Below are 11,491 nucleotides of genomic sequence, written 5' to 3'. Positions count from 1 at the left end.
TAGGGACGCCTGGCTCCTTTCAGAGCGAGCGGATCCTCCGTCATCTACAGTTTCCATATCCTCCCCCGTTTGTGATCCAAAAGTGAATCAAACTGACGGGCGTGCCAAATCATGCTAAACGCTGCCCAACTTAGTCACGCTGCAAATGCCGTCGCTCGACGACTTCTTACAAGTCCGCAATATACGCTGGCACTCGTTGATTCTCCCTACGGACCGTAATATGTTGCGCGCCATCACCAGCGCCCTGCGCTACTGACAGTGGAGTCTGGCTCATTAGAAATCGCCTGCGACTGTGGTGTTTCGGAAATTCTTTGGGTTATATCAAAGCGGTGCAGCAATGGTAGACAACGACAAACTTTGTCGCACTAAGATCCCCCTCAACACGGGAACCGGCGCGATCCCTGCGCTCGGCTTCGGCACTCTCATTCCCGATCCCGTAATAACCCGAAACGCGACCCGGGCAGCGCTGGAGGCAGGATTTCGCTTGCTCGATACCGCCGAACGTTACAAAACGGAAAGGGAGGTCGGCGAAGCGATGCAGGAGGTGTTCCAAAAACGGGACATCAAGCGCGAGGATGTGTTCGTCATTACGAAGCTTTGGAACACGAATCACCGTCCTGACCGCGCCAGGCTCGCTTTCGAGTCCAGCCTCGAGAAACTCCAACTTGAATTCGTCGATCTCTATCTCATTCACACCCCCTTCGCGTTTCAGCCGGGAGAAGAGCAAGATCCGAGGGATGCGAACGGCAATGTAATCTATGACCAGAGCGTAACGCTGTTGGACACGTGGAGGGCTCTTGAGAGTCTGGTCGACGACGGCCGGTGCAGGGCCATTGGTTTATCCGACGTCGGCCTAGAGCAGACCCGGGAAATTTTCGAGGCGGCGAGAATCAAGCCGGCGGTTGTTCACGTCGAATCCCATCCGTATCTTCCGGAATGGGAATTGCTGGATTACTGCAAGAAGAATGGCATTGTGCTGCAAGCGTTCGCTGCTTTAGGCCATAGTAGCGAGCCCAGTTTGTTGAAAGATCCCGTCATCACGTCGATCGCCAAGCGAGTGAACAAGACTCCAGCGCAAGTCCTGCTGGCATGGGCCATTCAACGCGGGACGGCATGTCTGACTACCTCGAAGACCCCCAGCCGCATCAAGGAGAACTTCAATGTATCTGCCATTCCCGAAGACGCCCTGCGCGAGATTACTGAAGGAATCAAATCGCGCGTGAGGTTCAATGCCGTCGTCGAGACCGGCGTTCCGGGATTCATTCCGAGAGGAAAATGATGCCGGGATGTTCCGCCACCTGATTCCGCGCACATTAGGCAGTGGTCCATGAAGAGATAGTCCCTAGCTTTCGGAGAGGTTCATGAACACCGGTGCTGCCTCCGATTGGTCTATGGCAACTTCTTCACGCTCGGCTTCCGCGCTCAACCTGATCAGCGGAGCTTGGGTTGACGGGCGTGGAAACACCAGTCGCGACATCTATAATCCGGCGGACTCGGCCGAATTGGTGGCGCCGGTGCGCGAGGCCTCGACAGAGCAGGTGGACGAGGCATGCGCAGCCGCCGCCCGCGCCTTCCCTAGCTGGCGCGCAACGCCGGCGCAGGATCGGGCTCACGTTCTCTTCAAGTTTCGCGGGTTGCTGGAAAACAACTACTCGGATCTGGCACACAGCATTGTCCGCGAAAACGGCAAACTACTCAGCGAGGCGCACGGTTCGCTGCGGCGCGGACTTGACGTCGTTGAATTCGCCTGCGGCATTCTCTCCCAGCTTATGGGACAGACGCTGACCAACATCTCGCGGGACGTCGACTGCCACGCGATCCGCGAACCTGTGGGTGTGGTCGTCGGAATTCCACCGTTCAATTTCCCAGCTTTGATTCCGCTGTGGATGATGTCGATCGCCGTGGCCTGCGGGAACACGTTCGTCCTGAAACCCGCTGAGAAGGCACCGCTCACCGGCACACGGCTGATCGAGCTGTTCACCGAAGCCGGCTTGCCGCCGGGTGTCGTCGGCGTAGTGCAGGGGAGCAAGGAAGTGAGCGAACGGCTCATCGCCAACCCGCATGTTCAGGCGGTCTCCTTTGTAGGCTCGTCGGCCGTAGCGGAATCGGTCTACGGAATGGCGGCGGCACACGGCAAGCGCGTCCAGGCACACGGCGGAGCCAAGAACCATCTGGTCGTCCTGCCCGACGCCGAACTCGAGCGCAGTCTGCCCGCGCTGATTGGATCGTGCTTCGGCTCTGCCGGACAGCGCTGTCTTGCCGGAAGCGTGCTAGTGGCCGTCGGCGATCGGGCGCAACAAGACGCAGTTGTCGACGCCTTCATCCGCTGGGCGAGTGAACTGAAGCTTGGAGACGGACTGGACGATGCAGCGACCCTCTGTCCCGTGGTCAACCCGAGGGAGGAAAAGCGAATTCGGGCCACGATCGAACGCGGGTTGGAGGAAGGGGCCCGACTTCGCCTTGACGGCCGTAATCAAACGGTCCCCAACAGGCCGCGCGGCTGTTTCATCGGGCCGACGGTCTTCGACGATGTGATGCCAGAAATGTTCATCGGCCGAGAGGAGATCTTCGGCCCGGTGGTGAGCGTGATGCGCGCGCCGGACCTGGACGCGGCAATCACGTTGACGAACCGGAGTCGATACGGAAATACGGTTTCTCTCTTCACGCAATCCGGCGCCGCGGCTCGCATCTTCCGCGAACGCATCCAGGTCGGGATGCTCGGCATCAACGTCGGTGTGCCGGCGCCAATGGCCTTCTTTCCATTCGGAGGCTGGAAAAATTCGCTGTACGGCGATCTCGATGCGCAAGCTGACGCCGTCGCGTTCTATACGCGAAAGAAGGTGATCTCGGAACACTGGTTCGGCGCCGAGGCGCCGAAAGACGGTTGGGTTTAAGTCAACAGACGAGCCGGGCGCGCGCTAACGGTCGGCGTTCATTCAGCTTCTCAAGAAAAGGTAACGGCCATGGCACGAGTTGCCTTGATCACGGGAGCCAGCCGGGGTATAGGTGCGGCAACCGCATTGTTACTGGCCAAGAACGGATACCGTGTGGTCGTCAACCATCGCGCCAGCGCACCACAGGCCGAGGATGTGGTGGCGACGATCGTCGCGGCTGGCGGCGAAGCCGTGGCAATCAAAGCCGATGTCACTGTGCCCGAGGACGTCGCCGCCATGATCAGTGACATCGACCAGCGGTGGGGTGGGACGGACGTGCTCGTACACAACGCGCTGATCCCGTTTGCGATCACCTCGTTCGAGAAGCTGACCTGGGAGCAGCTAGGCGGAAAGCTGAATAACGAGTTGCACGCCGCATTCCTGATGACGAAGGCCGTTGTGCCAGGAATGGTTTCGCGCAAATACGGTCGGCTGATCTATCTCAGTGCCAACCCGTCGCGGCATCCTCGTGAGGGAATGATCACGATGGGCACCGCCAAGGCCGCCCTGAATCAGTTCGTATCCTACGTCGCTCTGGAACTGGCGCCGCACGGGATCACTGCCAACCTCATCGCACCGGCAACGGTCGAGGGGACCAGGGTGACCGAGCAGTTGACCGCTGAGAAGCTGCACCAACTCGCCGCGGCCACGCCCATGGGGCGGCTAGTCCGTCCTGACGATATCGCCAAGGTGATATCATTTGTGGCAAGTGAGGAATCGGGTTTCACCACGGGCCATTACCTACCGGTCAACGGCGGCCTGGCCATGGACTGAGCAGAGCGAGCGCGTACGCACTTTCCGAAATTCCAAGAAAAGGAGAGAGGCTATGCCGCCGATGCACACAATTGATTTGGCCTACCTTGGACGCGGTATCCACGAAGAACTAGTCGCGTACGTCGCCGATCAAGAAGGATATTTTGAGGACGAAGGCGTTCATGTCGCTGTCCGCGACGGAATCCGGTGGAAGACCGAGCGACTGCGCAGCGGTGCAGCCATCGGTTTAGGGCGGACGTTGTTGTCGCGGTTGGCCGATGGCATCCCGTGGAAGATGCTGGCCGTTAACACCCATCGTCCGCTGTTCTGGTTCCTCGGGCGTGGCGACGTGAAGTCCATGGAGAATCTGCGCGGGCGCCGACTGGCGGTCCACGCAGCTCACACGGCCCCCGGCTGTTTTGCGCGGATCGTATTACGCAAGCACGGTCTCGACCCCGATCGTGATGTGCAGTGCATCGCGCGTGCCCCCGGTGACTATCAGATGGATTTGCGCCGCCTGCGCGAGGGTTCGATCGATGCCGCCTATGTGGGCAGCACACTATCGCCCGAACAGGTGGCTGCCGAAGAGGGGTTTTTCGTTCTCTCATGGGTCGGCGACCACTTCCAGATTCCCACCGTCGGAATCGCCGTGGACTCTACGCGTATTCCGCTCGATGACCCGGCGCTTCAAGCGCTTGTGCGGGCCAATCAGCGAGCCCTTCGTGTGATTGCCGAACAACCGCAGTTGGCCGTCGATTACATTGCATTATTTCTCAATCGTCTGACTCGCGACGAAGCTCAGTACTACTACGAGCGCTACATCGGCCCGTATTTTGCGGCCGATGGTCTGGCAGATCTCAAAACCGCTCAGCAGGCGGTCGACGCCGTCGCCGCAGAACTTGGCGTCCCTGCGGTGTCCGCCGACCAGATCTACCTGGCCACGGCCGCGACGAACTAGCAATCACCTGATCATCGAATGCGATCGGGAATGAACGCCAACGGGCATGGCGGATCGTTCGTGTAGTCCACAAGCGACCGATGACGCTTCCGCACTTAGGGCGACTTGTTCTGAGTCGCCAATGGATGCTAACTGAGCGTTAATACGACAAGCTCTCGATGTACGTCGGGCTCATCAATTGCAATCGAAGTGTATCGACGTCCTTGTGCTCGATCTGCTCTTCGAACAACGAGGGGAGCACGGCCGCTGCCGCGCCAACTTGCTCCAATTGACGCAAGACATCGATCTCGCCGGTCAGTGGACAGGCCGAAACCACCACGGGATTGCGTAAGGCAAGACCAAGATAGTGCGTGCTTTAAATCAATGTTCATGTAGTCCTCTCGTTTTTCGATGATCCGCCGCTAACTTGTGCCCTGGGCGACCCACGAACAGCGATCCTGGCACATTTGAGTCGTTCTAGATCATACCCGATCTTCAAATGGACGATTTCGCCGACGATAGAAAAACGGCTTTGCGGTTTCTGCCGTCAATACATACGCCGCGACAATGACAGCGATCGCAACGAGGTAACCCCACGGCAAGGGCTGAAATTCGAAGGGGCGGCCCAATGGCGTCCAGGGCAGCACGACCGTGACCAAAACGACGATGGCGGTCGCCAGCAGTAACGCGCGGCTTGGCCGGCTACGGAAAAACAGTCGGCGGCTGCGAATCACCAAAACGATCAAGCAGGCAGATACGACCGACTCCAGGAACCAGCCAGTGCGGAACCACGTCTCGTTGGCCCCCAATCGCCAGAGCACGACGAATGTTATGACGTCGAACACCGAACTGATCGTGCCGAACACCAGCATAAATCGGCGAATCATGGGTACGTTCCACCGCTGCGGTTGTAAAACTGCCTCAGGATCCACCGAATCGGTGGCGATGAACATCTCGGGCAGGTCGGTCAGCAGGTTCGTCAGCAGAATCTGCTTCGGCAACAATGGCAGAAACGGGAGATAAATCGATGAGAGCGCCATACTCAGCATGTTGCCGAAATTGGCACTCGTGGCCATGAATACGTATTTGAGCGTGTTTGCAAACGTCTTGCGTCCCTCGCGGACGCCTTCGCAAAGCACGGCCAGGTTGTGTTCCAGCAGGACGATATCAGCGGCCTCCTTCGCGACATCGACCGCCGTGTCGACCGAGATACCGACGTCCGCCGCATGTAGCGCCGAGGCGTCGTTGATGCCGTCGCCAATGTAACCCACGACGTTGCCGGTCTTGCGCAGTGCGGAGATTAACCTCTCCTTCTGATTGGGTTCGATTTCGGCAAAGACGCCGGTGGTATTGACGCGGTTTAAGAGGGCTTCGTCGCTCAAATGCCTCAACTCGCCACCGGTAAGCAAGCCGCCGCAATCGAGCCCGACCTTGGCGGCAATGGAAGCAGCGACCGACCGACTGTCGCCGGTCACCACTTTGAGAGCGACGCCAAGTTTCGCCAGGCTTTCGACCGTGGCAGCGATATCCGGCTTTAGCGGGTCCTCCAACGCCAGCAACCCCAGCAGAATCATCTCGACCTCTGATTCTTTCGTGGCCTCCCGTGCGTCCCCCAGGTTTCGGTAGGCGACGGCCAACGCGCGCAAGCCCTTCCTGCCGAATTGTTCATATTGCTCTTCCACGCGCGAGCGGACGCTCGCCATCGGCACAACGACTCCGCCGGCGTCCTCGGCCAAAGCGCACACTTCAAGGATTTTTGGCACGGCGCCTTTGCTTATCAACAACGACGATCCGAATGCGCGCACTAATACGCTCAATCGCTTGCGAATAAAGTCGTAGGGTATCTCGTCAAGCTTTTCGTGAGAGGTGCTTTCACCCGAACAGCACGCGCGTAGTGCCGTGTCGATGGGATTAACGAATCCTGTCTCGTGGACGGCGTTCCAATGCGCAAGTAGGATCACCTTCTCCGAGGGGTGTCCGGTGACGTCAAGGGCGGATACAAGCCGCATGGTTCCTTCGGTCAGCGTACCGGTCTTATCCGAACAGAGCACGTTCATGCTGCCGAAATTCTCGATCGAGGCCAGGCGTCGCACGATCACCTTCTGTTCAGCCATACGTCGCGCGCCATGCGCGAGGTTCACGCTAATGATGGCCGGCAACAGTTGCGGCGTGAGCCCCACTGCCAACGCTAAAGAAAACATGAACGCTTGCAACACAGGCCGTTCGGAGTAGACGTTCACCGCGAAAATGACGATCACCAAGAGCAGGGTCACATTCAGCAGAAAATAGCCGAAGCGCCGTACGCCGTGCTCGAATGCGGTTTCCGGCGCGCGATGAGCGAGCCGATTCGAGACGCGACCGAATTCCGTGTTATTGCCAACTTCGACGGCGAGCGCTGTGCCTTGTCCGCTGACAACATGCGTGCCGAGAAATAGGGAATTACTGCGCGCGGCCAATACGGTGTCGCGTGGCAGGTCCGCCGGCTGCTTTTCCGCGGGGAAAGTTTCACCAGTCAGCGTCGCTTCGTCGACGAACAGATTCCGCGACTCCAGGATCCGGCAATCGCCGGGAATCGCGTCCCCGGCGGACAGTAGTACAACGTCGCCTTGTACGACCGCATTGAGGGGTAGTTCTACCGGCCGGCCATCACGCAAGACTTTGGCAGTGGTTGTGATTCGCGCCAGCAATCGGTTGACGGCGTCGGCTGCGGTGCGCTCTTGCCAGAATCCAAGTCCGGAACTCGCCAAGAGAATAAAAATGATGATTGCCGCATCGGTATGGCCGCCAAGCGCAAATGCCATAGTTGCGCACACAAACAGAATGACGAGAATCGGGCTCTTAAACTGATTCAGTAGTAGAGCCAGGTCGCTTGGGCGCGTCGCATGAAAGCGGCGCCCGGCAAGCCGTTCCCTGATAGATGCCTCGTGCGTCGACAGGCCCGTCGCGCTGGAGCCGAGTTGCTCGAGCAAGATGCTACTCGGGACACTCCAGAACTCGGCCGTCGAAAGCGCCATGCATGGGTCCCATCAGATCTTGGCGGCGAAGCATTTTGCCAGACAAGCCTACGCCATTCTAACGGCAGACTGTCTTGAGGCGTCCGCGCGCCTCGGATCTCACGGCTCGGCCAGAACTTCTTTCAACGGCCAGCATGTCGGCCGACAAGATTCACAGTGCTCGCCTGGGGCCCCTTGTCCCCCAGTTCCTCAACGAAGGTGACGTCCGCCTCCGGTTCTAATCGGTCGAAGTCCCCTTCGACCAAACTGTTGCGGTGGAAATAAACCTCCCGCCCGTCAGGAGTCCGCAGAAAGCCATGGTCTTGCCCAGGAATGACGCGCCACCCGGGCATGCGCCTGCGGTTCGTGCCTCTTGACGTCCGTTCGCTGTACGCGCACATAGTCTTCCATCTCGCGCACGGCGGCGGCGAAGGCGTCGCGGATGGCCACGCGGATATCTTGATGGCTCTTGGTTTTTCCCGGCTCTCGATTAACCACGACCTCACCACCAGGCAGCTTGATGTCAATCCGCACCTGGTAGAGGTTGCCGCTCTGATGGTGCTTGTGCGGAACATCGACGACGACGACGCAACTCATAATACGGTCGGCAAATTGGTCGAGCTGGGCGGCTCGTTCGCGGATCGCGTCCTCGATTTCCGCGAAGCGCTCTGTGTTGTGAAAACTGATTTGCAATGGGAGTTTCATATTCGTTACCTCGTTTCGCCCTATCGCTCGTCGCCACTGACCCTAGTCAACGAATTCCTCCGCCCAGCCTCGAATGCCACTTTCGCCGACGTGCCTCCAAATTGCAAACGGGTGCGACCTGAAAGGAGTCGCACCCGCTCACACACAGCAGCTGGCTGCCATATCACGCATGGACCTTGATCTTGCAGGCCTTGGCCGCGTCGGTCTTGGGGATCTTGATCGTCAGGACCCCGTCCTTGTATTGCGCGTCGACCTTGGCCTCATCAACCGAACAGGGCAATGCGACCGTTCTGGAGAAGCTGCCATGGTGTCGTTCCACTCGATGATACGTCTTGCCCTTCTCCTCCTTTTCCTCCCTGCGCTGACCGCTCACCGTGAGGATGTTGTCGGTCAGTTGGACGTCAATCTCCTCGGCTTTGATGCCGGGAAGATCCATCCGTACCTCAATGGCACCGTTGCTCTCCGACACGTCGAGCGATGGCACCATCAGGCCACGTGGCCATGCTTCGCTGACGTCGGTTAAGAAATTGGTCGCCAAATCACCGAACTCCTCACGCAAACTGGCAAATGGTTCAAGCCAACGACGACGAGCGTGCGGTTCACGAGTTGTCAAAAGACCAGCCATGATTCATCTCATTGCTTCAAAAGGAAGGTCCCTACACTTTGCTCGGCTTCATGCTTCTCGTGGCAGTCGCAGTTTTCGTGCCATTGAAGATCGCGGCTAATGGGCGGTTCAAATTGAATGGCATTACGCTGCGATGCACATTCCGCGCGATTTAGCGTGCGGATACGCCCGAAATCGATCTTGCTTCGGGCCCGTCAAGAATGAAGACATGTGAATTCGTCAAGTGAAGTCGGCATCTAAAGGAAATTCCAAGCGATACTGCCAAGCTTAAGAAATGGCCGCTTTCCGAGGCTTACGCCGGTGCTCGCCAAGTCCACGTCCCGGTCGTTTATGTCCTCGATCGCCGCTTTGGAACGCGATGCGCAAAAAGGGAACAGCCTTTGCTCCTGTTGGGGCGCCTCGTACCAGTGCAATACGGACTTAAGGTCACCGGTTAATAGCTTCCAGCCCCGCAGCCTCCCTTTCTATTAACCCACTGATCGCTTCAATCGTTCATCCTACCCGAACCCTGCGCCACATGGACTTGCATCGACGCGGCGCGGGGGCGTTGGAAGAGATCGGAGGTGGAGGCGGGGTGGCATAGCGGGTGGAGCGGCTCAACTTCGCGAAATGAGAGGTTGCCGTGGAGTTCCGAAAGTCAACGTGAGAATGTCAGTCCGAATCAAGTCGAAAGCAAGGCATGAATCCTGCGGGTCGAGACGGCTATAATGCGTCGTCGAGGTACTGCAAATGGCTACGTCTCGGAAACAGCTTCCTCCGGCCCTCGGTTCAATCCTCTTCGTTCTATTCATTCCAGGCACGGTCGTTGGTTTGGTGCCGTGGCTCCTGAGCCATTGGGAGCCTGGGGCTCCGTGGGGCGATCTTGCCTTGCTGCGTTGGTTGGGTGCAGCACTTTTTCTAGCCGGCATGCCGACCTTGCTGGAAGCGGTAGGACGATTTGTGCGACAGGGGAGAGGTACGCCAGCACCTTGGATGCCAACGGAACGCCTTGTTGCCACAGGACTATATCGTTTTGTCCGCAACCCAATGTACCTGGGGGTGCTGTCGATGATCGTCGGCCAGGGATTATTCTTCGCGAGCATTCCGGTGCTCTGTTACGCCCCCGTGGTTGCTTGCTGCTTCGTGCTATTTGTGCATCTCTATGAAGAACCGACACTAGGCCGACGCTATGGAGAGCAGTACTTGATCTATTGCCTGAACGTGCCCCGCTGGCTCCCACGATGGACGCCGTGGAATGGGAATGGAGCGGCCAAGCACAACGACTTCCAGTAGCATGAAGGGCGTCACTGTCCCCGCTCGTGGAGTCACATCATGCATGACCCTTTCGAACGCCGAGTTCAAGCAGCCGCAGTCGCCGGTTGGTGGGTGTTGCTCGCGGCCACGGGACTACTGACCTTTAGCTGGCTCGCGTACCTGTCGGCAATGGCGAGCCATCCCGAGTGGCTCATTCGACTTTGGGGGCCAGACGTAACCTGGGATTACGTCGAGAATGTCTGGTTCTGGGCGATGGTGGCCTACAAGCTGATTCTCTGGTTCTTTGTGCTGCTCGTGCTCTGGCTCACCCTGTGGGCGAGACAGATGCGAAATCATGGTGGTCGTGCATAGGACCCCGCAGATCGCTCTTTTACTCCGCTGACTCGATCTTGCCCAACAAAGTCTTGAAAGCATCTTTGGGAGTGCGGTACGCCTCGACCTTATCCCGAGCGATGGCTGACAAAAGAATGTCGTTAAGACGGAAGCCAATGTCGAATGGAGCTAGTTCTCCCTCGACGAGCCAATCCGTCGCATGCTTTATCAACTCAGTCATCGAACCCGTGACCGAACGGTGTAGAGGTCTGCCGAAGCGAACCGTGCCACTGGCTGGGGCAATAAAACGCCGGTAGACGAACTCCTGGCCATCGTAGTCCATGAATTCTCGAATATTGGTCAAAGCACGGCTGAGGAATTCGCTGTCGTTCGTGATGCCCTTGCCGTACAGAACGACCGAGTAGAGTGACGGCGTGTTGCTGAGGATGATGTACTGGGTTCTATCTGCGACGAACAGATGGGCTGACCAGTCCGCAAAGGGATTTTCATCCAAAGGCAGAGTGCGGAGCGTGCCGGCCTTGACTTTCGTGGCGAGTTTTTGCGAGAGTCGGAAAATCACCGCTCGGCTTCAGCCTTTCTGCGAGCCTTCTTCGCAACGAATGCCTTTGTTTGGTGTGACCTTCGCCCGAGCATTGCTTGTGCCTACTAGACCCAATGCGGCAAGGATGGCTTTGGTCGCTGCCCAGGGAACAATTCGAACGCATAGAAGGTACTGCTTCACGCATCGGACGGGGCTCATTCTACCGAACGCCCGATGAGCCCTGTACAATTGCTTAAGGTTATCCGTCTCACGAACAGCTTTCCAAATCCCGTGTTCGAGATATAACCGAAAGTTGTGGATGAGTTGAGTTGAAAAAGGCGGCGTACTTGGGTTTGAATTTGGTTGATTACGGACCCAATTCCCCAGGAGTACGCCACCATGCCCGAGAGTATCAATTCGACGTTGTCCTTGCCAGTC

Annotated in this window: 12 protein-coding genes; 6 read left to right on the top strand and 6 right to left on the bottom strand. The window is 58.0% G+C overall.

Features of this window, described 5'->3' with window-relative positions; translation table 11 throughout:
* Positions 1-337 precede the first annotated feature (337 nt).
* The 4 genes from VGN12_04605 to VGN12_04590 all read left to right on the top strand — a co-directional run bounded on the left by VGN12_04605 (position 338) and on the right by VGN12_04590 (position 4,644).
* Positions 338-1,279 (top strand): aldo/keto reductase, encoded by a 942-nt coding sequence (locus VGN12_04605; protein HEY4308716.1) that lies wholly within the window; start codon positions 338-340, stop codon positions 1,277-1,279.
* Between the two features lie 112 nt (positions 1,280-1,391).
* A complete protein-coding gene (locus VGN12_04600; GenBank protein ID HEY4308715.1) occupies positions 1,392-2,894 on the top strand; it encodes a CoA-acylating methylmalonate-semialdehyde dehydrogenase in 1,503 nt (500 codons plus the stop codon).
* A 69-nt stretch (positions 2,895-2,963) separates the two neighbouring features.
* Positions 2,964-3,707 carry an SDR family oxidoreductase gene (locus VGN12_04595; protein ID HEY4308714.1) on the top strand — a complete coding sequence of 248 codons (744 nt, stop codon included), beginning with the start codon at positions 2,964-2,966 and terminating at the stop codon, positions 3,705-3,707.
* 52 nt (positions 3,708-3,759) lie between these two features.
* Entirely contained in the window at positions 3,760-4,644 is an 885-nt protein-coding gene (locus VGN12_04590) for an ABC transporter substrate-binding protein (GenBank protein ID HEY4308713.1), read from the top strand.
* 139 nt (positions 4,645-4,783) lie between these two features.
* Here the strand turns inward: VGN12_04590 and VGN12_04585 are convergent, their stop codons facing one another.
* The 4 genes from VGN12_04585 to VGN12_04570 form a co-directional block, all read right to left on the bottom strand.
* Positions 4,784-4,960, bottom strand: a complete 177-nt coding sequence (locus VGN12_04585; GenBank protein HEY4308712.1) for a hypothetical protein — start codon at positions 4,958-4,960, stop codon at positions 4,784-4,786.
* 145 nt (positions 4,961-5,105) lie between these two features.
* Positions 5,106-7,637: a magnesium-translocating P-type ATPase gene (gene mgtA, locus VGN12_04580; GenBank protein ID HEY4308711.1), complete on the bottom strand. Its 2,532-nt coding sequence runs from the start codon at positions 7,635-7,637 to the stop codon at positions 5,106-5,108.
* Positions 7,638-7,913: 276 nt separating this feature from the next.
* Positions 7,914-8,321, bottom strand: a complete 408-nt coding sequence (locus tag VGN12_04575; protein HEY4308710.1) for an HPF/RaiA family ribosome-associated protein — start codon at positions 8,319-8,321, stop codon at positions 7,914-7,916.
* A 163-nt stretch (positions 8,322-8,484) separates the two neighbouring features.
* Positions 8,485-8,946 carry an Hsp20/alpha crystallin family protein gene (locus tag VGN12_04570; GenBank protein ID HEY4308709.1) on the bottom strand — a complete coding sequence of 154 codons (462 nt, stop codon included), beginning with the start codon at positions 8,944-8,946 and terminating at the stop codon, positions 8,485-8,487.
* A 729-nt stretch (positions 8,947-9,675) separates the two neighbouring features.
* Between VGN12_04570 and VGN12_04565 the strand changes: the two genes are divergently transcribed.
* Positions 9,676-10,218 (top strand): isoprenylcysteine carboxylmethyltransferase family protein, encoded by a 543-nt coding sequence (locus VGN12_04565; protein ID HEY4308708.1) that lies wholly within the window; start codon positions 9,676-9,678, stop codon positions 10,216-10,218.
* A 39-nt stretch (positions 10,219-10,257) separates the two neighbouring features.
* Positions 10,258-10,551, top strand: a complete 294-nt coding sequence (locus tag VGN12_04560; protein HEY4308707.1) for a hypothetical protein — start codon at positions 10,258-10,260, stop codon at positions 10,549-10,551.
* Positions 10,552-10,570: 19 nt separating this feature from the next.
* Here VGN12_04560 and VGN12_04555 read toward each other — a convergent pair whose 3' ends face one another.
* On the bottom strand, positions 10,571-11,092 hold the full coding sequence (locus VGN12_04555; GenBank protein HEY4308706.1) for a hypothetical protein: 522 nt from the start codon (positions 11,090-11,092) through the stop codon (positions 10,571-10,573).
* Between the two features lie 176 nt (positions 11,093-11,268).
* On the bottom strand, positions 11,269-11,491 hold a 223-nt coding region (locus VGN12_04550; GenBank protein ID HEY4308705.1), incomplete at its 5' end, for a hypothetical protein.

The sequence above is a fragment of the Pirellulales bacterium genome (assembly GCA_036499395.1).
In the GTDB taxonomy this organism is placed as follows: Bacteria; Planctomycetota; Planctomycetia; order Pirellulales; family JACPPG01; genus JACPPG01.
This window is presented reverse-complemented; position numbering and strand designations above follow the sequence as displayed.

What these genes read in the sequence shown, in the direction of transcription:
- VGN12_04605 (HEY4308716.1), top strand. Translation starts at nt 338, where the DNA reads ATGGTAGACAACGACAAACTTTGTCGCACTAAGATCCCCCTCAACACG.
- VGN12_04600 (HEY4308715.1), top strand. Translation starts at nt 1,392, where the DNA reads ATGGCAACTTCTTCACGCTCGGCTTCCGCGCTCAACCTGATCAGCGGA.
- VGN12_04595 (HEY4308714.1), top strand. Translation starts at nt 2,964, where the DNA reads ATGGCACGAGTTGCCTTGATCACGGGAGCCAGCCGGGGTATAGGTGCG.
- VGN12_04590 (HEY4308713.1), top strand. Translation starts at nt 3,760, where the DNA reads ATGCCGCCGATGCACACAATTGATTTGGCCTACCTTGGACGCGGTATC.
- mgtA (HEY4308711.1), bottom strand. Translation starts at nt 7,637, where the DNA reads ATGGCGCTTTCGACGGCCGAGTTCTGGAGTGTCCCGAGTAGCATCTTG.
- VGN12_04575 (HEY4308710.1), bottom strand. Translation starts at nt 8,321, where the DNA reads ATGAAACTCCCATTGCAAATCAGTTTTCACAACACAGAGCGCTTCGCG.
- VGN12_04570 (HEY4308709.1), bottom strand. Translation starts at nt 8,946, where the DNA reads ATGGCTGGTCTTTTGACAACTCGTGAACCGCACGCTCGTCGTCGTTGG.
- VGN12_04565 (HEY4308708.1), top strand. Translation starts at nt 9,676, where the DNA reads ATGGCTACGTCTCGGAAACAGCTTCCTCCGGCCCTCGGTTCAATCCTC.
- VGN12_04560 (HEY4308707.1), top strand. Translation starts at nt 10,258, where the DNA reads ATGCATGACCCTTTCGAACGCCGAGTTCAAGCAGCCGCAGTCGCCGGT.